This window comes from Paenibacillus sp. FSL H8-0260 (assembly GCF_045040625.1).
Lineage (GTDB): Bacteria > Bacillota > Bacilli > Paenibacillales > Paenibacillaceae > Paenibacillus_AQ > Paenibacillus_AQ odorifer.
This window is the reverse complement of sequence record NZ_CP150298.1, coordinates 4,577,728-4,602,167: the sequence shown is the minus strand read 5'-3', so window position 1 is coordinate 4,602,167 and position 24,440 is coordinate 4,577,728. Positions and strand designations below refer to the sequence as shown.

The following is a 24,440-nucleotide window of genomic DNA, read 5'->3' as shown; positions in this document are numbered from 1 at the left end:
AATTGTTGTACACTGGGTATGGCGAGTTTGGTTGCGTGCGCAACTAAACAGTGATTATTAATATTTAATGAGGTGTTAGTTATGAGTTCTGTAAGTGCAACCTATCAGGAGGATAAAGAAATTCAGAAGAAGCGCTGGATGATCTTAATTGTTCTGAATATTTTTACGTTTATGTCCACCCTTGATGGTAGTATTGTCAATATTGCTCTGCCTGAGCTATCCAAACAACTGAAGCTGCCCATGGCGCAAATCGAATGGGTAACAACAGGATATTTAATGGCGATCTGTGCGGCGATCCTTTTCTTCGGCAAGCTTGGAGATATCGTAGGAAAGATTCGAATTTTTAAGATTGGCACGATTGTATTTGTTATTGGATCTATGCTGTGTGGGCTTAGTGTAAGCTTACCAGCCTTAATTGCTTCGCGCGTAATACAAGCCTTAGGTGCTTCGATGACCATGGCGAACAGTCAGGGAATTGTTACGGATATCTTTCCTGCCACGGAGCGTGGTAAAGCCCTTGGTTTCATTGGTACATTCGTGTCTCTGGGAAGTATAGCCGGTCCAAGTTTAGGCGGGATTATGGTTTCCACCTTAGGCTGGGAGTATATCTTTTGGGTAAACGTCCCTATTGGCCTGATCGCTATATTTTTTGGCTGGAAGGTATTGCCTAAGGATTTAACGAGAGTGAAATCTTCGATTGATGTGCCGGGCAGTTTACTGTTTGCTGTCTTTATTATTACTTTGTTCGCAGGATTATTACTAGGTCAACAGCTTGGATATGGTAACAGCTTAATTGTTACATCAATAATTGTTGCTGTAGTCAGCTTCATTGCTTTCATATGGACGGAGCTTCGCAGAAAAGAACCGCTGTTGCAGCTGTCATTATTTAAGAATCCGTTGTTTTCTTTAAGTATCTTATGTGGTTTTCTCGTATTTACAGCGAATTTCTGCTTCAATATTATCGCGCCGTTTTATGCACAGAACATGCTTAATTTATCGCCATTCTATGCAGGCTTTTTGTTAATGCTGCTGCCGATATGTATGGTAGTCGTGGCTCCAATGAGTGGAGCGCTATCGGATAAAATAGGCTCGGAATTTTTGACTTTTGCAGGGCTGGTGGTCATGGTTATTGCGCAGTTCGGATTAGCACAGCTTCATGTAGGAAGCTCTGTTGTGCTGGTAGGTGTGTGGATCGCTATGCTGGGGATAGGAAGTGGTTTATTTCAATCGCCGAACAATTCGCTTGTCATGTCTAAGGTACCAAGAACACAGCTTGGTTCTGCGGGTAGTGTCAATTCGTTAGTTCGTAATGTTGGTATGGTTGTCGGCATAACAATTGCTACTACAATTCTTTTTCAAGTGATGAGCAGTAAAGCCGGCTATAGGGTGACAGGGTTAGTTCCTGGTCGGCCAGAGTTATTTATCGAGGGCATGCATGTAGTGTTTGTAACCTCGGCATCGATATGTCTAGTGGCTGCTTTATTAACTGGCTGGAGATTGGTGAGTGCAAGAAGCGCCAAAGTGCAGTCATCTGAAAGATAACATAAAATGAAAAAGATCCTTCTGGCGCTACGGCTAAGAAGGATCTTCTTTGTGATGAAACTGTAAGGCTTTCTTAACGGCTTGCAAGTATTGATATTGATAACGTACATCCGGTTCTAGGTAGGCCCCTTCAGCCCATTCATTCCAGGCGTTGATAAAAATATATTCACTTTTGAACATTTTTTTGGCCCGCTCAATTTGTCGTGAAAGGTATTGGCCGAATTTTTGAGGATTAGCGCCTAAGGTGCTTTGTCCGGCAGGGCCTTTACGTGGTGTGTTATCCCAGTTGACAAAGGCTCCCGGATATATGATTTCTCCGTCTCTATGGGGTGTCCGCTCCAACATGGATTCCCATAACTCATCATAATCAATTACGATATGCCTCTGATCCTCCACCTGCTTTGAGCTCCATAAATGCTTAACCCCGCCATGTGCGAATGTGTAATGCGGCTCAAATTCCAGACTGGCATCGAATCCTTGCTCTTTCTTTAGGGGGAAACCGCCCAGTGTCCGGACCAGATGAAGTCCTTTAAGTCCGTTCTGCAGAGCCAATTCGCGCCAATATTGAAGCATTTCTTCACAGTGCGGGATACTAGCAGACCGATAAATGATAAAGACAGGCTTATCCTCCACCCGGATATAACGATCATCTTTGAAGGCTTCCAGCAAAGCAAAAAAGTGCATTCGCCAATCCCGTTCTTCTCCGTATTCCTGTGGCATCAGGACATCCTCTTCGGTACCATCCCAGCTACGTGTCCAGGGTTCGTTAGCCCAAGAAAGGCAAAAGGGGAAGTCAGGCTCTTTGCTCGCAAGAATCTGCTGAACCGGTTGTTCCAGCAGCCGCCTGCCATTAAACCAATAGTGATAATAACAAAAACCGTAAATGCCATGAGCCCTTGCCGTCTCTGCCTGCCATTGTTTCACTTTAGGATCCGTTAAATCATAGTAGTAATTATTTAATGGCTTCTTGGGCTGATCATGTTCAGGATAAAGGGCTGCAGCCTTCCTGACATTTGTCCATTCTGTAAAACCCTCACCCCACCAGGAATCGTTCTCAGAGATCTGATGAAACTGAGGCAATACAAAAGCAATGCATTTCAAGTCAGGTCACCCCCTATGGTTCCTTGAATATTTTTCTCAGCAGTAACTTTCCTTGCTGGATATAAGAATGGTTATATTTAAGTTCCTTTAGGGCACGAGAGGCAGAAATTCTTCTTTCTTCACTATGTGAAAAATAGTGCTTAAAGCTATCGGAGAGCTCTTTGAAGTTCTGGAAACGAATGAGATCTTCTTCTGCAATTCGGTAATTATGAAGATGGGGATGATCCTCCACTAACTGAAATACACCGCAAGCGGTGACCTCCATAATCTGCTGCACAGAACCAGTGCAATTGATGACGATTTTTGCTCCATTATAATAGCTGGACATATCTTCACTATGGGTGATATCAATGAAATTTCTGGGGGGTTCCCAACCACGCCCGGCGATCATTACCTTAAGGCCTTGAAGTAGGTCTGAATATGCCAATGTGTAAAGCACACTATCGATTTGAAAATCGCCAAGAATGAGTACATCACTCTGATAACAGTCCTCCACACGTCTTGGATAATAGAGATCCGTATCCGCAGCATATGGGAGATAGCTGGAGTGTTTGCCCCATAAACCCTGGTAATAGATCAGATTAGCTATGTTCTGTGTGAAAATATAATCGAATAACAATGCCAGATTACGTTCTGTTGGAGTAAGACAAGCGGCATCTGCCATCCATACCGCTTTGGGAACATTGGAAGCTTTCAGAGCAGGGAGGTTCTCCTCCGGAAATAGGGTCTCCGATCCTAGAGCTAATATTAGATCAGGTTGAAAATGGGCTAAATATTCCTCCAGATTATGCTGGAATTTAATAGCAAGTACTTCTTTGACCAGATGCCTTAGTTGATCTTTAAAAAGTCGTACATTAGGCATTTTACCGCTTGCCTCTGTAGGAACCAGCAGCAATATTCTTAATTGTTTGAGTTCCCGTTGCAAAGGCTCTGCTCTATAAGAGTTCATCTCTAGGATGAGGTTATGGTGTTGCGATGGATTAACTTGGCTGATGGTGACTTCGTGACTTGAAGGCCTTTCAGGAGTGAGCCTATTAGCTGTCTTCTTCATAATTCCTCCTGTGTTCTGTGGAGCCAGTCGTCCGCTCTAGCACCGAGTCTTGCTAATCATTATATGTGTAGGGGGTTATTTTGACTTTAGGTATAAGACCATTAATCAGAGTCTCGAAGATAAAAAGCGGATTTAGTGAAAGCTGTATATCTATCTATGACAGGGCTGGCTTGTTTAACATAAGATGTACTATAAAACCTGAAAGGGATGATCGCCTTGCCAACCTTCGATAGCGTTCTAGTTACAGGAAGTCAGACCATTCAAAATGATCTGCACGTTAATGGAAATGAGACTATCGATTCGAATCTGCATTTGAATGGTAGTCAGACTATAATGGGAAGCCTAAATGTGAACGGCAGTGAATCCATACTCGGTCATCTGGGGGTTACCGGTGAAATTAGCGGGGCAGGCACCATCAGAGCTGCAACCCGGTTGATCGCTACGAACCAAGCAACATTGCCACCAGGCGCTCCTACCAGCCTGCAACAGGTTCGATACTTTTCTGTAGGTGCTGTAGGTCAGACGGGTCTCGTGCTGAAGGGCACAGATGGAAATGATTATGTATTATTTATCGATTTGACTGGCGGAACGCCTAATATCGGCATTCAACGGGCTTAATCAAGATAAACTAATATTCTCAGCTCTAAAATATAAAAAAACAGCAAGTCTCCTAAGTACAAATAGGGACTTGCTGTTAGAGGTTTCTATTAATTCTTAAAGCTATGAATTGGTGCAGGGATTCGTCCGCCACGATTAACGAAATTCGCGCAGTTGAAGCCATTCACTGCCATAACTGGTGCATATCCGAGCAGGCCGCCAAATTCGACCATTTCACCAACGTCCTTGCCGATTACTGGAATCACGCGAACCGCAGTGGTTTTGTTATTCACCATGCCGATTGCAGCTTCATCCGCGATGATGCCGGAAATGGTCTCCTTGGTGGTGCTTCCGGGGATAGCGATCATATCCAGTCCCACGGAACACACACAGGTCATAGCTTCCAGCTTCTCTAGTGTAAGGGCACCCCGCTGAACCGCTTGAATCATGCCGTGATCTTCACTGACTGGAATAAAGGCTCCACTAAGTCCACCTACATAGGAGGAGGCCATTACGCCACCTTTTTTAACATTGTCATTTAGGATCGCCAGAGCAGCGGTTGTTCCCGGAGCCCCAGCTTCCTCCAGACCCATGACTTGAAAGATTTCGGCAATGGAATCTCCGATTTCTGGAGTAGGAGCTAAGGATAGATCGATAATCCCAAAAGGAACATTCATCCGTTTGGAAGCCTCTTGAGCAACTAGCTGACCGACACGTGTGACTTTGAAGGCTGTCCGTTTAATGGTTTCACATAAGGTTTCAAAATCCTGTCCTCGAACCTCTTCAAGCGCACGTTTGATGACACCAGGACCGCTGACGCCAACGTTGATGACACATTCCCGCTCTCCAACCCCGTGAAATGCTCCGGCCATAAAAGGGTTGTCCTCAACGGCATTACAGAAGACTACCAGCTTGGCGCAGCCGATGGAATCCCGATCCTTGGTGCGTTCCGCAGTTTGGATAATGATATCACCCATTAATTTCACAGCATCCATGTTGATTCCACTTCTGGAGGAACCGACATTGACCGAGGAGCAGACTCTTTCAGTGACTGCCAATGCTTCTGGAATACTGTCGATCAGAATACGATCGCCTTTGGTGCAGCCTTTTTGTACAAGTGCAGAGAAGCCGCCGATAAAGTTAACGCCTACCTCTTTTGCAGCCTTGTCCAGGATTTCAGCAACAGGTACATAGGTATCTGTCTTCACCGCACCAGCGGCAATAGCGATGGGTGTGACAGAAATCCGTTTGTTAACGATAGGAACCCCAAATTGTCTTTCCAGATCTTCACCCGTCTTTACGAGCTTTTCAGCGGATCTGGTGATTTTGTCATATACATTTTGATTAAAGGTGCGCATATCCGTGTGGGCACAATCCATGAGGCTGATCCCCATCGTTATGGTACGCACATCCAGATTCATTTCACGAATCATCTTATTCGTTTCTTGTACTTCCACTAGTGATATCATGGTCAGCCATCCTCCTAGATTCGGTGCATAATATTAAAAATATCCTCATGCTGAAGCTTGATTTCCACGCCAATCGATTCGCCAAGCAAATGTAATTCCTCTACAATATTCTCAAAAGCTTTAGTTGAGCTAGAAATGTCTACAATCATCATCATGTTAAAATAATCTTGAACAATCGTTTGCGAAATATCCAGAATGTTCAAATTGTGTTCGGCTAGATATGTACATACTTTTGCGATAATCCCTACTTTATCTTTTCCTAATACAGTAATAATCCCCTTCATGAATACAGCCTCCCTTTGTATTTGTTGATTTCACCGTGTATACGGAATGAACCATTCCAACTATTATTGCAAATGATGAAACAAGCTTCAACCAAAGGTTTTTTGTCAGTTTGATTAAATATTTATTTTGGCAGCTGAAATTATAGAAAATTCATTTGACAGCCTATAAAAAATGTGATGAACTGAGAGTTTGATATGATAGTCTGAAGGAGTAAATATGACTACACAAAAATATAAAGACATGGTTGAGCAAAGAACGAAGATGACCCTCCAGGAATGGACGGAACAGGCGGAAGTGAAGGAAAAGGACATTTATCGTTTTTTGCATAATTTAAAAGGCACTGCTGGAACTGTCGGATTACCGGATGTCGAACAATTTGCCGAGGATACGCTGCCCTATTTCATGGAAAGCAGTCTTAAGAGTTGGTCAGTCGAGGAATGGGGGGATTATTTATATCCACTGATTCCATTGTTTAATGTCCATTCATTGGCAGCTTCAAGCTCTGTCAAAGCATTGGATAAAAAGGGACCTGCTGAGACGCTCACGCAGAATGATATTCTTCTTATCGACGATGATGTAGAGTTAGTTGCTTATCTGAAAGAGTCGTTGGAGAGGCAAAATTACTATGTAAGCATTGCCTTATCTGCTGAACGGGGACTTAAAATCTTTTATGAAACGAAACCAGATCTCATTCTGCTGGATATTCTTTTACCGGATAAAAGCGGGATTGAGGTGTTGAACCAAATTATCGGCAAGGCTAAAAAAGAACGAATTCCCATTATTATTATAAGCGGGGAGTACTCCAAAGCGACGCAAATGCAGGCGTATTCGCTGGGGGTGATGGATTTTTTACCGAAGCCTGTAGATATTGATTTATTTCTGGTATTGATCAAAAATCGCTTTCAGCTCAAAAGAGAATGGCAGGAGTCCATCATCGTCGATGATTTGACCGGCGCATTTAATCGCAAACACTTCAATCAAGTCATGAAGCAGCTGATTGGTGATTTTAAGCGGACCAACCGCGTATTTTCGTTAGCGCTGATTGATTTGGATTATTTTAAAAACGTTAATGATACATATGGTCACCTAATCGGAGACGAAGTGCTGCAGGGCTTTTCCGAGCTTGTGAAGAATTCCATCCGTCTGGAGGATACCTTTTGCCGTTATGGGGGAGAAGAGTTTGCAGTGTTCTTACCTCACACGGATGCGGAATCTGCAATGTTGGTTATACAACGTATTCAAGAGCGGTTTGCGGCGACTGATTTTTTTGCGAAAAATGAAATCTTTCATGTGACTATCTCTAGCGGGATTTCTGAGGTAACAGATGCCGAGAATATAGCCGATAAATTGATTGAGGAAGCAGATCAGGCTCTTTATGCCAGTAAGCATGCTGGAAGGAATCAGACAACGCTTTATTCGGACCATTTATCCACTACTAAAAAGCATTCGGTTCTGAATGTGATTGTTGTGGATGACGATACGCTAATTCGGAGAATTGTGACCAGTCAGTTCGCCATTTGGGAGCCGGAGAATATTGCTGAGGTGAAGGTTAGCAGCTATGCGAATGGGCTTGATTTCCTGCAATCGGATTGGTATGCCGTGGATGAGAAGTATATTATTTTGCTGGATGGTGTGATGCCTGATCTGGATGGAGTAGAAGTTCTGGAAAGAATCCGCAAAACGTATCCGGAAGTAAATATATTAGTGATCATGTTGACGGGAAGAAACAATCAGGCGGATATTGTACATGCCCTGCAGATGGGTGCCGATGATTATGTAGTCAAACCGGTCCATATGCCTGAGTTATTGTCGAGGATAGAGCGGTTGGCTCATAGATTTTTGTTCTAATTGGGTTCTGAATATGTTGTGAGCACCAGGAGAGATCTAAAGCGGAGGGAACTAGGCAGCTATGCAAAAGGTAATGGTAGTGGATGATGAAGAAGTATTACGAATGTTAATCGTAGACACCTTAGAAGATTTGGAAGACGTGGAGATCCACACTGCCGAGAACGGATTAGAGGCGCTTTCAAAATTGTCACAGGATCATTATGATTTGGTGATATTGGATTATATGATGCCTGAAATGACAGGGATTGAAGTCCTAGGCCAACTGGATGATGAGAAAAAGAAGGCTACAGCTATTTTAATGTTAACAGCCAAAGCCCAAGATGTAGATCGTCTTCGAGCGGTAGATGCAGGCGTACGTTATTTTATGCCAAAACCTTTTAGTCCGATGGAACTCTTGCAGATTGTGGAGGGGATCCTAAGTGACAAAGGGAAGCAGCTCTAATCACAGTATTAAAAATAGATATTTTCGTATCATTGCCTTGGTTTTTTCGTTAATCATTCTTATGGGATCTGTATTTTTGTTTTTCATAAACAATGAGCAGAACAAATTAAGTAGAGACCGTGAAGTTCTGCAAAATAAGGCGGACACGATTAACGAATTGGCGACTGCGTTAAATGAGGTTTTTTTCCGAGCGAGGGGATTCAGCGCACTTAAGAGTAACAATGAATTAGAGCTCTTAAACTTAGGACTTGTTAACTTTGATAAGATTCTGGAAACCTATTCTAATCTCAATTTATCTCCGGAAGAAGCCTTGTTTAGAGATGGTTTGAAAGCCTTTTATGTTCAGTACAAAACTAAAGTTTTGCCGGAAGCGATTCGGTTTGTCGAGGCAGACGATTATGTGTCTTTGAGAGCTCTATCCGCAGATGGCAACACGAAATCAGTAAATGATTTTTTAATGTATACAAAAGAGTACAAGCAACGATCCGATGCCTCATTAAATACTATGGCTATGGATTACATCAAACGTGCCAATGAGTTTACCTTTATCGCATTCTTTTTCAGCACGATTATTCTGCTAATCTTCACCTTTATGATCTGGCGGATTCTGAAGAACCTAATAGATCCTATTCTGAAGCTGGAAGGGGCAACCCATTCCCTGGCTGCAGGAGAAGAAATTCTTCTGGGCAAGCTTAAGAATCAAGATGAAATTGGCCGACTTTATGATGCTTTTCTAAATATGGCTAGAAGTATTCAAGATAAAGAAGAAGAATTGATGATGCAGAATGAAGAGCTGCATGCGCAGCAGGATGAACTTCAGGATCAGCAATATAGGCTGCAGCGCTCGCTTAGTGAAATTGAGAGTATGATGAAAGCCTTGGATCAATCGTCTGCCGTCGGAATTCTTACTGCTAAAGGTGTCTTTACCTACGCGAATGATAATTTAAGTGGATATACCCGCTATAAAAAGTCTGAGATTATCGGTTACACCTATAAGTTATTTGAACTTTATAATCTCTCTGATGAGGGTTATCAGAAAATCTTTAACAAATTAAATACAGGCGGAGTGTGGAACAATGAGCTGCAGATTCTAGCCAAAGACGGATTGCCCATCTGGCTGCATCTGACGATTGTGCCGTACCTGAATGAAGAGGGTGTGATTTATCAATACATCCTTATTGCGAACGATATCACCTCAATGAAAAGCGTACAGCAGGAGCTAGCCGAAACGTTAAAAAACACAGAACAGACCAAGATGATGCTTGAACTTAATAATCAGCTCAATCATGATATTACTTATACTTTGGATAAACATGAATTTGCCGATAAGTTTATTGAGTTTATGCATCGCCTGTATGCCTTTGATTCGAGTTTCTTCCTGCTTGTGAAAGATAATATCGCGGCTGTGAAAGGCATTCCGCAGGAGAATGTGGAGCGTTATCTTGATCATGAGAATAATGAGATGTTATATCGCTTGCAAGCGGAAAAAACGTACCTAATCAAGCGCCTGGCCACACAATCAGAGCAAGGGATTTCTGCGAGTGAGGTCTATGTTTACGACTTCTACACTACTGTTGTGAACGCAGAGGATGAGATTCTTGCAGTGTTCTGTGGCAGCCGGATTGGTTATTCCTTCAGCAAAGAAGAGATTAATGAGGTTCAAGGGATGATGAACCGCGTAGCGCTGGCGATTGAACGTTTATTCATGTATGAAGAGATTGAACATGGCCGAAAGCTGAATCGGGACATCGTAAATAATGTGAACGAGGGCATACAATTTGTGAATACAGAAGGTATGCTCCTGCAGATGAATAAAGCGTTGAGCAACATTTTTAATTATGAGTGGACAGAAGGAGCTTTGATTCCCCGTCAGAAATGGATGGATTATTTCATTGAGCACTCGAATGAGAATCATGAACTTCGGATGTTTTTTGAAAAAGCGATTGCTGAGGATGCTCTGGAATCCAGCAGCATGCAATACTCCATTGGAACTGAATCGATGAAGCATATTGATGTGTATGCGATCCCTGTATTCCGTCGCGAGCTGCGTATTGGTACATTGTTTGTCTACAGAGATATCACTAGAGAATATGAGCTGGACCTTATGAAATCTGATCTTGTCAGTACGGTAAGTCATGAGCTAAGAACACCGCTATCGAGTGTGCTTGGTTTCACAGAACTGTTATTGTCTAAGACCATGAAGCCTGAGAAGCAGCTTAAATATCTGGAGACGATTCATAAAGAAGCTAAACGACTGACGGAGCTCATTAATGATTTTCTTGATTTGCAGAGAATGGAGTCAGGTAAGCAGCAATATATCACGGAGCATTTGAATCTCAGTGAAATTGTATTAGGTGTAATTGATCAATATAAACTGAGCAGTACCCATCATGTGCTTCTAGTGGATGAGGCTTTAAATGCGGATGTTGATGTGGACAAGGATAAGATTGTCCAAGTTCTGACGAATCTGTTAAGTAATGCGATTAAATTCTCGCCTGATAACAATGAAGTTAAAGTACTGCTGCATAACGAGTCGGATAGAATTATTGTACGTATCCAGGATAATGGTCTTGGCATTCCTAAGGATCAAATAGGACAGCTATTCCAAAAATTCAGAAGAGTGGATAATAGCGCCTCTAAAAGAATTGGAGGAACAGGACTCGGACTTGCTATCTGTAAGGAGATCATTGAGAAACAAAAGGGAAATATCGGTATAGATTCCGTAGAAGGAGAGGGCACTACCGTTTGGTTTAGCCTCCCTATCCTCCATGCGGAAGCGAGCCGGAAACAGGATGAGCTTAATAAATGGAGCACCGATAAAGAGCTCAAGCCTAATGTAATGATCGTTGAAGATGATTACAGTCTTTCGTTGCTTTTATCAGAAGAGCTTAAAGGGAAGGGCTTCCGTGTTACCCATCATTACCATCCACAGCAAGCTTTTGATCAGGCCTTGAAAACACCATTTGTGGCGATTGTGGTAGATTTGATGTTGGGTGAAGAGCTGGATGGCTGGGATTTGATCCGAATGCTTAAAGAAGATCCAAGAACTGAAAATATACCTATCGTTATTTCTTCTGCTCTGGATCAATCGGATAAGAACCAATTAAACGATGTAATTCAAAAATATTTAACTAAACCTTATCCGCCCGGCGAGCTGTCGAATACGCTTGAGGAGATAGTGAAGATTAAGACGGGGATCGGCGAGGTGTTATTTCCCGAAAGTAAGCAAAAATTATAGCTTTTATTTATCACAATATTTTATAAATAGTATCACTTTTTATAATGAAACCGATCAAAACAGGTTAAATCATACTGTTTTGATCGGTTTTTACGTACTTTATAGATGATTTTTCAATAAAATACAATTATTAGGGTAAATCGACATCATTGATCGTTTACAATTATTGTGATAGCCTGATTTCATGAGGTACGGATCATCAGAAGATTTCATGTTTAGGAGAGGTGGATATTGTTGCAACTACAGGTAACGAACAGTCCTTTTAACGAGAGCCAAGTCGAGCTACTCAATCGTCTTCTACCATCCTTAACGGAGACACAGCAAATATGGCTTAGCGGTTATTTGTCAGCCATGGGCTTTACTACTGCACCATCGGCAGGTGCCGGGGTTCAAGCAGTACAATCAAATACGATAGGAAATGTGGAAGGTAGTGCCGTTAGTCAACCTGCAGCTTCACGTGAAGTGACCGTGTTGTTTGGGTCCCAGACAGGGAACTGCCAACGGCTGGCTGGGAGCTTGTCCCGCAAGCTGGAGGAGCAAGGATTTCAGGTCACACTCACTGCGATGAACAGCTTTAAGCCCAATGCGCTTAAGAAGGTTGAGAACCTCCTATTGCTGGTCAGTACACACGGTGAAGGCGAGCCGCCAGATAATGCACGGATGTTCCATGAATTTCTCTATAGCAAAAGAGCTCCTCAATTAGAGAATCTGAAGTTCTCAGTGCTGGCACTGGGGGATACCTCCTATGAATTCTTTTGTCAGACCGGCAAGGACTTCGATCAGCGGCTTGAGGAACTTGGCGGCAAGCGGTTAAGTCCGCGTGTGGATTGTGATCTTGATTATGATGATTCGGTTACCGAGTGGTTTGAAGGCGTCATTAGTGCCTTAAATGCACATTTAAATGCTCCGGCCATTGCGGCAAAAGCGGTTCAAGCTGCAGAAGACGCAGATTCTCAGGAGCCTTTGTATACCCGCAACAATCCTTTTAAAGCGGAAGTATTGGAGAATCTAAATCTGAACGGACGTGGTTCTGACCGTGAGACCCGCCATTTGGAGCTATCCCTAGAAGGTTCTAACATACAATTTGAGCCAGGGGATGCGCTGGGTGTCTATCCGGAGAATCATCCTGAATTGGTAGACGCTATTATTCATACTATGGGCTGGAATCCTAATGATATTGTTCCATTAAATAAAAAAGGGGAAGACGGCACCTTACGTGAGGCCCTTCTTCACCACTATGAAATCACTGTATTGACCAAACCGTTACTTGAACAAGCGGCGAAGTTATCTTCTTCTAACCAATTAAGTGATCTATTGTCGCCAGAACGTGCGCAACAGCTTAAGGAATATATTCAAGGCCGCGATCTGCTCGATTTAGTTCAGGACTTCTCTCCATGGGAGGGTTCGGCCAGTAGCTTTGTGACTATTTTGCGCAAGCTTCCGGCACGACTCTATTCAATTGCCAGCAGCTATAAAGCTAATCCAGATGAGGTTCATTTAACGGTTAGAGCTGTACGTTATGAGGCACATGGCCGTGAGCGTTATGGGGTCTGCTCGGTACATTGTGCTGAAAGAGTCCAGCCGGGAGATACGTTGCCCATCTACATTCAACATAATCCGAACTTTAAGCTTCCGACGAATCCTGATGCACCGATCATTATGATTGGACCGGGCACAGGTGTTGCACCCTTCCGCTCTTTCCTGGAGGAACGTGGCGAGCTTGGGGCGGAAGGTAAATCATGGCTGTTCTACGGAGATCGGCATTTTGTGACGGACTTCCTCTATCAGACGGACTGGCAGAGAATGCTTAAAGACGGCTTGTTAACTAAGCTGGATGTTGCTTTCTCCCGTGATACCGAAGAGAAAGTATATGTTCAGCATCGCATTCTGGAAAAGAGCCGCGAGGTCTACGAATGGCTGCAAGCGGGAGCTCATATTTACATTTGCGGAGACGAGAAGCATATGGCACATGATGTTCATTCTGCTCTGATTACTGTCATCCAGCATGAGGGTGGTCTGAGTCCTGAAGAAGCGGCAGCTTATTTGGATAATATGCAGCAGGCGCAGCGCTACCAACGTGATGTTTACTAATGGATAGAGGAAAGTTATCGAATGACTTCGGGGGGAGATAACAACAATGGCAAACAATGAAAAGGTTAAGCCGATCGGCGGGCCTCCAAGCGATGTTGAGCACATTAAGCAAGAGAGTAACTATCTGCGGGGCGCGCTTGTTGAGACATTAAGCAATCCGATTACCGGAGGCTTGCCGGAAGATGATAATCGGCTGCTGAAATTTCACGGAAGCTATATGCAGGACGATCGGGATTTACGCAACGAGCGTGAACGGCAAAAGCTGGAGCCTGCATTCCAGTTCATGCTTCGTGTAGTTGCCCCAGGCGGGGTAGCGACACCAGAGCAGTGGCTAGTGATGGATGATCTGGCACAAAAATACGGCAATGGAACCTTACGTCTGACTACCAGACAGGCGTTTCAAATGCATGGGGTACTCAAATGGAATCTTAAGAAAACCATCCGCAGCATTAATGATACGCTGATGACGACGCTGGCAGCTTGCGGCGATGTTAACCGTAACGTAATGAGTAATCCGAATCCTTACCAGTCAGAGGTGCATGCAGAGGTCTACGAATGGGCGCGCAAAGTAAGTGATCACTTATCACCACGTACGCCTGCTTACCATGAAATCTGGTTGGACGGTGAGAAGGTAGTAGATAGCTTAGGCGAACGTGCGGAAGTAGAACCGATCTATGGACCGGTATATTTACCGCGTAAATTCAAGATAGGTCTAGCGGTGCCTCCTTCTAATGATGTGGATGTATTCTCGCAAGATCTGGGTTTTATCGCTATTCTGGAAAATGAGAAGCTAGTCGGCTTCAACGTTTCTGTAGGCGGCGGTATGGGGATGACTCATGGCGATACCAGTACTTATCCTCAGTTGGGACGTATAATTGGTTTTTGCCGTCCGGAACAGTTAATTGATGTGGCAGAAAAGACCGTAACAATCCAGCGGGATTATGGTAATCGCTCTGTCCGCAAAAATGCACGGTTCAAATATACGATTGACCGCCACGGTCTGGAATGGTTCGTAGACGAACTGCATGAAAGACTCGGATGGCAGCTTGAAGCAGCACGTGATTATCATTTTGATCACAACGGAGACCGTTACGGCTGGGTGAAGGGGACCAATGGAAAATGGAATCTGACACTTTATATCCAAAGCGGACGGATTCATGACCAAGAAGGATACACCTTGATGAGTGGCTTGCGGGAGATTGCTAAGATTCATACTGGAGATTTCCGGCTAACGCCGAATCAGAATCTAACGATTGCCAACGTCACTACTGCCAAAAAACGCAAAGTAGCTGAGCTGGCTAAACAGCATGGACTAACAGATGGAGCACATCTTTCTGCATTGCGGCGCAGCTCCATGTCCTGTGTAGCACTGCCAACCTGCGGACTTGCGATGGCTGAAGCGGAACGCTATCTGCCTTCGCTGATAGATAAGCTGGAGCTTGTTATAGATAAAGCTGGTTTGCGGGACGAGGAAATTGTGATCCGAATGACCGGCTGTCCTAATGGCTGTGCTAGACCGGCGTTGGGTGAAATCTCGTTTATCGGAAAGGCTCCAGGCAGATATAATATGTATTTAGGAGCAGGCTTTACGGGTGATCGCCTCAATAAAATGTATAAAGAAAACATAGATGAGAAGGAGATCCTAGAGACGCTTGAACCTATTCTTCACCGATATGCCAAAGAACGTCAACAAGGCGAGCATTTTGGAGATTTCGTGATCCGTGCAGATTATGTTAAAGCCGTTACCTCTGGACTTAATTTCCATGACTAAATGAAAGTAGATTTAAAAATGTCCCGGGGCCAGTTGATGGCTGCCGGGATTTTTGTGGTTTGGGCTTAGTTAGATTCCCGGGGTGTCGTGTCGTACACATAATGCTCCAGAGGTAAAGAACGGTAGGTGAGCGCAGACGAGTAGTAGACGAATAGTAGATGAGTAGTAGATGAGGGGCCGATGAGTAGTAGATGAGCAGTAGATGAGCATAGACGAGCGGCAGTAGACTAACAAGGTGACGGACTCAGGAGCCCTTATTTCCTGAAATCTTGCCAATTTGACGAGTATTCGGACACCAGCGCCGTTATGGGGATGAAAAGAGACAGGAACAGGCCTTTTTCAGAGGAATAGCGCCTCTCCAATCCGAAAGTTGCTCAAAACGGCTCAAATCGCACAAATAGCGTCATCTGAGTCCGAAAATCATAACAGAGTGCTCCAAAGGTAAAGAACGGCAGATGAACAGTAGATGAGCATAGACGAGCGGCAGTAGACTAACAAGGTGACGGACTCAGGAGCCCTTATTTCCTGAAATCTTGCCAATTTGACGAGTATTCGGACACCAGCGCCGTTATGGGGATGAAAGGAGACAGGAACAGGCCTTTTTCAGAGGAATAGCGCCTCTCCAGTCCGAAAGTTGCTCAAAACGGCTCAAATCGCACAAATAGCACAAATAGCGTCATCTGAGTCCGAAAATCACGACAAAAGCGCTCCAAAGGTAAAGAACGGCAGATGAGCGCAGACGAGCGGCAGTAGACTAACATCAGAGTAGCAAAAGGGTCATATTAGATAGTGGGACAGAGTGATATTAGCGCAGTAGGAGCAATTGTAGAGTAATACGCAGAACAGCAGGAGCAATAGTGAAGTAACGCAGAACAGCCAAACAAAAGAGCAGTAACCGACTAGCGGCACAATAAACGATCAGCAGTAGACTAACATCAGAGTGGTGAAAGGGTCGAATTAAATCGATAGTAAAATAACATTAGATGGTGAAAGAGTAAAATTAGATTAGCTCAGCAGTAGCAATAGTGGAGTAGTACGCAGAACAGCCAAATAAAAGAGAAGCAACCGACTAGCGGAACAATAGACGATCGACAGTAGACTAACATCAAAGTAGTAACATTCCGGGAGCAGGCTAACAGCAGTAGATCACCGTTGACTGACAAATCTAGCAACAGCCTTCATTTGATCTACAATAATCTAGTAAGATCCCAACATCTGCGCTACAACAGATTCAATTTAAAAACCAGCAAGTCTCCAATTCCGGGAGGCTCGCTGGTTTATGTGTTTAAGGAGCGATACCGGAGATCAGTACATCGTTTTGATACAGGGTTACTTTGTTCCAAGTGCTGAAGGAAACTTTGGTTGGATCGAACGAATAGTCATTTGCTTCATTGAAGTTAGACCAGTCGCTTTTGTGCACGCGTAATTGGATTTCTCCTGACTGCCCACCGGCAGGTATGGAGCCCGCGCTAGCATTGAAAGTAAGCTCAACGTAAGAGTCGGCGTTCGTCCCACTTGTGGACCCGAGGGCAACCGATATATTAGAAGCACCGACCTGCGCCCAATCGATTACTCCATTGAGAGAGGCACTTCCATCTTTAGTAAAGTAATAACGAATTTTCAGTCCATTTAAATTGACTGCCGTTGTTCCGTTGTTATAGATGTTGAAGTAGGGCTTGATTGAGTTATCAGTAGCATTGGTATCTGCTGCACGGTAGTAAAGTGCCAGATTACTGGATGGCGAGCCGGTAGGAGTGGCTGTAGGTGTTACTGTAGCTGTTGGCGTAGGTGTAGGTGTTGGCGTAGCTGTTGGCGTAGGTGTTGGTGTTGGCGTAGGTGTAGGTGTAGGTGTTGGCGTAGGTATAGCTGTTGGTGTAGGTGTTGGTGTAGTGCCACCATCCGGCACAGGTTGGTAACCAGGTGTTGTGTAAATTTTATTAAGCACGGAGGTTGCTAAGGTTCCGTTTGCTCCATTAACGACTGTATTTCCCCAGTTGCTGAGTGTTCCTGCTGGACCGCTGGCTAGATCCAGATATTCAACGCCTCCGCCATTACCATACCAGGACCAGGCGAGCCAGCCCACCTTTTTTTCCTTCGTGTAGCTCATAATGGTGGCTTCATCGACATCTCCACCCGTGTGCTTGTCACCGAATTCGCCGATAATCACAGGGGCTCCAATAGCCAAGGCACTATCGATATTACTCTTGACTGTAGCAGCATTACCTCCAGCATATTCGTACATATGAATTGAGAAAATAGTGTTTTTTAAGGTATCTGAATTAAATACAGCCTGACCACTAGTGAAAATAGATTGTGGGTATTGACCCCATCCCGCTGCATCTACAACTAAAGTGTTCTTAATGCCCGCATTTCTTAACGCAGGAATTGCTGCTTGGTATCCACTGGCCCATGTTGCAGTGTTCCAAGAACCGTACCATTCATTAGCAATATTCACAATGACACGATCTTCTTTACCGATCAAAGCATCCTTGATGCTGATCCAATAGTTTACTGCAGCGTTAAGGTCAGAGGTGTTGTCTGAGCCCGTAGCATCATGCACTTCCAGCATGGCAATCATTTTATACTGATCACAAAGCTTAAGAATATTTTGGACATCAGCTAAAGTATCGAGAGACCACTTGCTGCCATTAGAAAGTACAATTCTGACGGTATTGGAGCCAGTCGCTGCGATGGCCGGTATTGCAGTAGCCAGATCGTTTTTGTACCAAGTGTGTGCATGATTCACCCCACGCATTACAAAAGGACTGCCAGTAGCATCGTATAAAGTGGTACCGCTTACATAAAAACCTTTAACAGAAGTGTTCGCAGCCGCTGCCTGCTGTTGAGGTAAAGAAATAGAAAGAGTAAGGATACTAATTAATACTAACAAACTGATTTTCCGGAACGAAAAATGCTTTCTGAATTTCATCAACATTTCCTCCTTAATCAAATAGGGTTGCTTCTTTGATTATGCGTATCCTCCAGGTGGTTGCAGTAAATGCACTCAATTACAGGCATGTATCACCTCCTCAGTTATTTTGAATATAACATATAAAGGAATTTTTAGGAATAATAAATAATTTAACGATAACAATAACTTTATGTTTTATTAGATAGATAAGAGAAATTACTGATAAGGCACTCGTCTTTCATCTAACATTTTCATAAAAATGATGTTATTTTTAGATTCAGCAAGGAAAATATAATTTTTTTTGCCTAATGATTTGGATTTCTCGCGATTTTCTTTCATAATATAAAGGGTAAACTAAATACAAAAGAAGAACCGTTGCCCGAGAGCGATGTGTTCTGTACAGAAGAGGCGATATTATGATTATCATGAAAACGATGGAAGAGATCGAAAAAATGCGTGCGGCGGGAAAAATTCTCGCTGAATGTCATCGTCAAATTGCGCAAATTTTGCAGCCTGGTATTACGACCTGGGAAATTGATGAATTTGCAGAAAAATTTATATTGTCTCAAGGAGCTACTCCTGAGCAAAAAGGATATAATGGGTACCCGTACGCAACCTGTGCATCTGTAAATGATGTAATATGCCACGGATTCCCGAAAAAAGAGCCGCTAAAAGACGGGGATATCGTAACCATTGACATGGTTGTTAACTTAAACGGCTGGTTGGCAGATTCGGCCTGGTCTTACGGGATTGGCAATATTAGTGAACAGGCGACCAAACTTCTAGACACTACTAAGGAATCTTTATTCCGTGGAATCGAGCAGGCGGTTGCAGGCAACCGTATTGGCGATGTTGCGCATGCCATCCAAGTTTATGCAGAGTCTAACGGGTTTTCTGTAGTGCGTGATTTTATTGGCCACGGGATCGGTTCAGAAATGCATGAAGCTCCGGAAGTGCCTCACTATGGTCCAGCAGGGAGAGGGCCTCGTCTTAAAGAGGGGATGGTATTTACCATTGAGCCCATGCTGAACACAGGCAGTTACAGAACAAAAATTGATGCGGATGGTTGGACTGCGCGTACCATTGACGGCGGATTGTCAGCACAATATGAGCATACCTTAGCGATTACCCCACAAGGAACGATTATCCTGACTGAACTGTAATTTTGATGAAAAATAAAATGACCAGTCTCCGTAATGGAGATTGGTCATTTTTTATTAATCTGTAATGTTGCGAGTGTAATATTCAATGATATCTTTTCTCCTAATAATTCCAACAAATACACCCTCATTATCAATCACAGGAACGAAATTCTGATCCGCAGCGAGCGTCAGCATATCCTCCATTTCTGCATTAATGAGAACACTTTCGTTATGAACATGCTTTTGGATGTCGCTTACTGGAACTTCCCCTATATTGTCAAAGGTTAAATCTGCTGTGTTTTTCAGCTTCCACAATAGATCACCCTCCGAAAGTGTTCCTACATATTTTCCTTCATTATCAATAATAGGGATAGCCGTGTAATGGTGCTGTTCTAATTGTTCTAAGGCTTCCAGCATGGATAGTGAGTTAGTGATATAGGCGACTTGATCTTTTGGCAACAAAAAAGAGGATATTTCCATCGGCATGAACTCCTTTGTATTATGTTATTTTTTGATTAGGCTACTTTTATTTAAACATACTTTTGGAATGGATAGAATTTTAAATTTTCACCCCTTGAATTATAGGTAATAAGTCCTATTGAATAGAGGTCGTATTTTGTCGATTAAAGATATATTATCCTAGAGTGGAGTTGTTCAGATGGCATTGTATCGAAGGCTTTCATTAACGTTTAAATTTGTTATGGTGGTAAGTTTAGTAATTATTGTGATCTTTTTCTTTAGTTTAGTCGCAAACCTGGCTAATCTGCGTAGTGTGAGCATATCCAACGGTGAACTTCAGGCAGAGGTCGCAGGAAAAAGTTATGCGGAGACCATTCAGAATAGAATGATAGACATTCAGTCGACGGGTGAAGCGCTCGCTGAAGTACTCCTTGAATCAAGAGAACGTCAAACCTTGGACCGTGAAGATGTTGTTTCTACAATGAAAACTATGCTTGAGCACAGACCAGAAATTTTTGGGATGAGCATATTATGGGAACCCAATGCTTTTGATCAGAACGATCAGGCTAATATAAATAAGATGCCATATGATGATGGTACGGGGCGTTTTATTCCTTATGTCTTTAGAAATCAAGGTGCAATAAAGGTTGAACCCTTAAAGAATTATGATGTAGAAGGTGCGGGTGATTATTACCTTTTACCAAAAAAAGAGAAAAAACCGGTATATATTGAACCCTACTCCTATGAGACGACTGGTGGAGCTATAGAGATGATTTCGGTCATGCTGCCAATTTTGGATAAAACGGGTGCATTTCTGGGGACTGTAGGGTTCGATGTTTCGTTAACCCAATTGCAGGAAGAAGCCGTTAACTATAAACCTCTGGGAGGTTATGTTTCTTTAATCACTGGTAATGGCAAATATGCAGCCAACCCAAATGATCCTCAAAGTGTACTCAAAGAATTCGGTGATACAGAAGATAAAACAGTACTGTGGAAGCGTGTGAAGAATGGGGAGGCCAAACTGGGATACACGATAAATTCCAAGGGAGAAGATGTGCTGCGGACTTTTGTTCCGATACCAATGCCTGGAAGTGACCAGGTCTGGTACACACAGACAGCGATCTCTAAGGATGTTATCATGGCTGATTATGAACAAGCTAAAACAGAATTTTTTATCATTATGATTATTGGGATTTTGATTTTAGCTGTTATTGTTGGTCTTCAACTATGGTTGATGGTAGTTAAACCGCTTCGCTTGTTATCTGAGAAATTGCAGCTGATGTCTCAGGGGGATTTGACTCAAACCCTGCAGGTTCGAAATGATGATGAATTCGGCAAAATGGCTACACATTTTAATCATATGACCCATAAGCTTCGAGAAATGTTTGGACTTGTCGCTGATCTATCAATGTCCGTCGGAGCTACCTCTGAAGAGCTGACAGCTAACGCTGAGCAGACTGGGAAAGCTGCTGAACAAATTGCTGTGGCAATCGGACGAGTAGCCGAAGGAGCGCAGCTGCAGAGTGATTATGCGGGTGATTCTTCAATGGCGATGAGCGAGCTGAATGTTGGAGTGCAACGGATTGCTGACTCTTCGTCATCGGTATCTGCATCTGCAGATGAAGTTACCGATCAGACGAAAAAGGGCAGTGCCCAGCTGCAAATGGCAGTGAATCAAATGTCGGAGTTAAAGCTGTCTGTAGATGAGACGAGTCTGGCGATTGAACGTTTAGGCGAACGATCTGCTCAGATCAGCGGGATTATCGGCTTGATTTCGAACATAAGTAAACAGACCAATCTGTTGGCACTAAATGCGGCTATTGAGGCGTCCAGAGTGGGTGAACATGGCCGAGGTTTTGCGGTGGTGGCCTCAGAAATTCGCATGCTGGCAGATCAGACTAAAAAAGCTGCCGAACAAGTTACTGCTTTGGTTGAAGATGTGGTGCAAGATACTAATCAAGCTTCACAAGCGATGGCTGTCGGCAATGAAAAAGTAATTCTTGGTGTGCAGAGTGTATCTGATAGTGATCTTTTATTTACGTCAATTCTGACAGAGATGACACAGGTAACCGATCAGATCCAAGAGGTCTCAGCAGCTGCACAGCAGATGACCGCGGGAACGGAGCAAATTTCAGTTACCGTTAAACAATTAGCCGATCTTGCTTCGGAAGCTTCCTCTGACTCCCAAAGTGTGGCAGCAGCCTCTGAGGAGCAGCTTGCTTCTATGGAAGAGATCTCAGCCTCGTCGGAGTCACTCAGCTCAATGGTGCAAGACCTGTTGGATAAATTATCTTACTTTAAAATTTAGATTCCCTTTTCAAATATAGAGAAGGGCTGGCACCTAAAACTATGAAAATGACTGCTGTGTCGAAAGCACATGTTTAGTCACTGGAAAATACGCTTAGTAACCTGCTAACGGACACAGTGGTCCTTAAACGTACGATTATCCGATATTTGGAATGTTATCGGACTCCAGTGCAGCTATTGGCCTGAAAAATGCTTATTATGAGCCTCTTTCCAAGGAATAGCGTCACTGGAGTCCGAAATCTAGCGGTAAAGAATAAAAACATGTAAATAACGTCTACCGAGTCCGAAAGCCCCGTAGGATAATGAATGTGTAGTCGCAGCAGGCCGCGAATGACCAAAAAACGCTGAACAGCGATTCTTCGATAACAGAAGAATCGCTGTTTTGTTGATTTTAGGATTTTGAAAGTGAGGAGGTCAGTCTCCGCTCGTAGAATCACTTATGGCACAGCTCCTTCTTTCTTCCCATTTTCTTCATAATGCAGAAGAGTATCTATTTGGTGTTAGCTGTGTTATAATCAATCTATCGAAAGTATTTACCTGGCGAATTCACATAGCGTAGAGGGTTATTCTTTAGACGTTAATAACCTTGTACCATATGTGAATTTTTATTTTTTTAGAGATTTTTTGAGGATAAGAATAACATGTAAATAAAAATAAGGTGGTAATTATATTATGCAAACAGGAACAGTGAAATGGTTTAACGCAGACAAAGGTTTTGGTTTTATCGAGGTTGAAGGTGGAGAAGATGTATTCGTACATTTCAGCGCAATTACTGGTGACGGATTCAAGTCCCTGGATGAAGGACAACGTGTAGAATTTAACGTGGTTCAAGGTAATCGTGGTCAACAAGCTGAGAATGTTGTAAAACTGTAAGTAGTAAAATGAATCCCCAAACGTATCGTTTGGGGATTTTTTTATAGAAAGGTGGCGGATGTAAATGCAGGTGTTTGAAGACTGGAATTTAAAAGTTAAGAAAACCTTTAACGCTACAAGTAACAAGGAAGTATTGACGGTGTCTGAAGCGGGAAGCTTGCTCGGGCTGTCTAAAGACCAAATGAAAAGTTATGTAGATCAGCATAAGTTGACTAAAGTTCCGATCATGAGAAGTGTCGTCAGATATCTTTTACTGAAGAGTGAGATCGATATGATTGTGAAAAAAACCTAAGATCATCATTAATAAATAGGGTAGACCAATCCTTGATAGGATATGGTCTTTTTTTGTCTCACAAATTTCTTATAAATAGAAACTTATCGACCCTAAGATCGTCTATAATAATGGGATATTTTAGGTAACAGTGTCATCCAGCAAAAAAATATCCTCACATACTGGTGGTTATCTATCAAAACATTACGTGAGATCTAAGGAGAAAATTATGAAACGACTAGAGCGTAAAGATTATTACAAAGCTATTGAGCCTTTAGGAAAAGTGAAAATAAATACGATGTTTGCTGAGTCCGTGGTTAAACAAGTCATACCTGGCAGCGTATATGCTGACGATATCGTTAACCCGCGTGCTTTTTACATTGCTCACCCTTGTGGAATGTCTTTATTAATTGGAGAGTCGGATAATGAAGAGTTTAAGCGCGATCTTTTTGATTACATAACCAATAAAAATATGATTCGGCATCATCAAGAGTTGCTGCAGGCTGATCCAGCGGGAGGCTGGCCGGAAGTTATCGCTTATTGGAGTGAACAGGAAATGCTCCATAGAAATACAAGGGTCAACTTCAGCTTTAACCGCGAGAAATATCTGAAACAGAAAGCTTCTTATCTTAGCCAAGACCTTGAAGTGGTGCGAATGAACAAAGAACGGTTTTTGGCGGCAACAGGAGGTGTCAATCCTAAGGCGTTTTGGAGGAATGAAGAGCAATTTATTGCTGAGGGGCTGGGCTTCAATATTCTTGACGCTGGGGAAATTGCCTCTACGGCATTTTCGGGTTTTGTTAATGAGCATCAACTGGAAATTGGCATAGAAACCTCAGAAGCACATCGGGGGAAGGGCTATGCCTACGCGGTCTGTTCAGCCTTAATAGAATACTGTCTAGAACATCAGCTTGAGCCGGTGTGGGCGTGTCGTCTGGATAACGAGGGTTCTTTCAACTTAGCGCATAGATTAGGCTTTGAGACAACCTACATGATTCCCTATTATCGGCTGGTAGAATCCGTCATCAGGAAGGGTTAAGGA

18 protein-coding genes are annotated in these 24,440 nt (G+C 43.2%); 12 read left to right on the top strand and 6 right to left on the bottom strand.

Annotation, left to right across the window (positions count from 1 at the left end):
* Positions 1-81 precede the first annotated feature (81 nt).
* Complete coding sequence (locus MHI51_RS20510) at positions 82-1,542, top strand: MFS transporter (RefSeq protein WP_076187490.1); 1,461 nt, start codon at positions 82-84, stop codon at positions 1,540-1,542.
* Between the two features lie 33 nt (positions 1,543-1,575).
* On the opposite strand, the gene MHI51_RS20505 is transcribed toward MHI51_RS20510, so the two are convergent.
* Positions 1,576-2,643: a glycoside hydrolase family 99-like domain-containing protein gene (locus tag MHI51_RS20505; RefSeq protein WP_405173228.1), complete on the bottom strand. Its 1,068-nt coding sequence runs from the start codon at positions 2,641-2,643 to the stop codon at positions 1,576-1,578.
* Between the two features lie 13 nt (positions 2,644-2,656).
* Positions 2,657-3,694 (bottom strand): glycosyltransferase, encoded by a 1,038-nt coding sequence (locus tag MHI51_RS20500; protein ID WP_076276067.1) that lies wholly within the window; start codon positions 3,692-3,694, stop codon positions 2,657-2,659.
* Between the two features lie 207 nt (positions 3,695-3,901).
* On the opposite strand from MHI51_RS20500, the gene MHI51_RS20495 reads away from it, so the two are divergent.
* Positions 3,902-4,312 (top strand): hypothetical protein, encoded by a 411-nt coding sequence (locus MHI51_RS20495; RefSeq protein ID WP_248548519.1) that lies wholly within the window; start codon positions 3,902-3,904, stop codon positions 4,310-4,312.
* An 89-nt stretch (positions 4,313-4,401) separates the two neighbouring features.
* Here the strand turns inward: MHI51_RS20495 and MHI51_RS20490 are convergent, their stop codons facing one another.
* Both MHI51_RS20490 and MHI51_RS20485 read right to left on the bottom strand, forming a co-directional pair.
* On the bottom strand, positions 4,402-5,760 hold the full coding sequence (locus tag MHI51_RS20490; RefSeq protein ID WP_036685774.1) for a PFL family protein: 1,359 nt from the start codon (positions 5,758-5,760) through the stop codon (positions 4,402-4,404).
* A gap of 14 nt (positions 5,761-5,774) precedes the next feature.
* On the bottom strand, positions 5,775-6,044 hold the full coding sequence (locus tag MHI51_RS20485; protein WP_036685776.1) for an ACT domain-containing protein: 270 nt from the start codon (positions 6,042-6,044) through the stop codon (positions 5,775-5,777).
* Between the two features lie 217 nt (positions 6,045-6,261).
* On the opposite strand from MHI51_RS20485, the gene MHI51_RS20480 reads away from it, so the two are divergent.
* The 5 genes from MHI51_RS20480 to cysI all read left to right on the top strand — a co-directional run bounded on the left by MHI51_RS20480 (position 6,262) and on the right by cysI (position 15,435).
* Positions 6,262-7,893, top strand: a complete 1,632-nt coding sequence (locus MHI51_RS20480; protein WP_076130764.1) for a diguanylate cyclase — start codon at positions 6,262-6,264, stop codon at positions 7,891-7,893.
* A gap of 61 nt (positions 7,894-7,954) precedes the next feature.
* Positions 7,955-8,335, top strand: a complete 381-nt coding sequence (locus MHI51_RS20475; RefSeq protein WP_076219813.1) for a response regulator — start codon at positions 7,955-7,957, stop codon at positions 8,333-8,335.
* Positions 8,313-11,573 (top strand): ATP-binding protein, encoded by a 3,261-nt coding sequence (locus MHI51_RS20470; RefSeq protein WP_076276069.1) that lies wholly within the window; start codon positions 8,313-8,315, stop codon positions 11,571-11,573. Before MHI51_RS20475 ends, MHI51_RS20470 begins: the two co-directional genes overlap by 23 nt.
* Positions 11,574-11,807: 234 nt before the next feature.
* The gene (locus tag MHI51_RS20465; protein ID WP_076219815.1) at positions 11,808-13,664 is read left to right on the top strand and encodes an assimilatory sulfite reductase (NADPH) flavoprotein subunit; all 1,857 of its coding nucleotides are present in this window, start codon (positions 11,808-11,810) and stop codon (positions 13,662-13,664) included.
* A 46-nt stretch (positions 13,665-13,710) separates the two neighbouring features.
* Positions 13,711-15,435, top strand: coding sequence for an assimilatory sulfite reductase (NADPH) hemoprotein subunit (gene cysI / locus MHI51_RS20460; RefSeq protein WP_076276070.1), 1,725 nt, complete (start codon positions 13,711-13,713; stop codon positions 15,433-15,435).
* Positions 15,436-16,720: 1,285 nt separating this feature from the next.
* On the opposite strand, the gene MHI51_RS20455 is transcribed toward cysI, so the two are convergent.
* Entirely contained in the window at positions 16,721-18,364 is a 1,644-nt protein-coding gene (locus MHI51_RS20455; protein ID WP_405173227.1) for a cellulase family glycosylhydrolase, read from the bottom strand.
* 398 nt (positions 18,365-18,762) lie between these two features.
* On the opposite strand from MHI51_RS20455, the gene map reads away from it, so the two are divergent.
* Positions 18,763-19,509 carry a type I methionyl aminopeptidase gene (map, locus tag MHI51_RS20450; RefSeq protein WP_036685786.1) on the top strand — a complete coding sequence of 249 codons (747 nt, stop codon included), beginning with the start codon at positions 18,763-18,765 and terminating at the stop codon, positions 19,507-19,509.
* A gap of 54 nt (positions 19,510-19,563) precedes the next feature.
* Here map and MHI51_RS20445 read toward each other — a convergent pair whose 3' ends face one another.
* Positions 19,564-19,968, bottom strand: coding sequence for a CBS domain-containing protein (locus MHI51_RS20445; protein ID WP_038572361.1), 405 nt, complete (start codon positions 19,966-19,968; stop codon positions 19,564-19,566).
* A 178-nt stretch (positions 19,969-20,146) separates the two neighbouring features.
* Between MHI51_RS20445 and MHI51_RS20440 the strand changes: the two genes are divergently transcribed.
* The 4 genes from MHI51_RS20440 (at position 20,147) to MHI51_RS20425 (ending at position 24,437) form a co-directional block, all read left to right on the top strand.
* A complete protein-coding gene (locus MHI51_RS20440; protein ID WP_076218469.1) occupies positions 20,147-22,255 on the top strand; it encodes a methyl-accepting chemotaxis protein in 2,109 nt (702 codons plus the stop codon).
* Positions 22,256-22,926: 671 nt separating this feature from the next.
* Positions 22,927-23,127: a cold-shock protein gene (locus MHI51_RS20435; RefSeq protein WP_036685790.1), complete on the top strand. Its 201-nt coding sequence runs from the start codon at positions 22,927-22,929 to the stop codon at positions 23,125-23,127.
* A gap of 64 nt (positions 23,128-23,191) precedes the next feature.
* Complete coding sequence (locus tag MHI51_RS20430; RefSeq protein ID WP_038572358.1) at positions 23,192-23,419, top strand: hypothetical protein; 228 nt, start codon at positions 23,192-23,194, stop codon at positions 23,417-23,419.
* Between the two features lie 208 nt (positions 23,420-23,627).
* Positions 23,628-24,437: a GNAT family N-acetyltransferase gene (locus MHI51_RS20425; RefSeq protein ID WP_405173226.1), complete on the top strand. Its 810-nt coding sequence runs from the start codon at positions 23,628-23,630 to the stop codon at positions 24,435-24,437.
* Positions 24,438-24,440 lie beyond the last annotated feature (3 nt).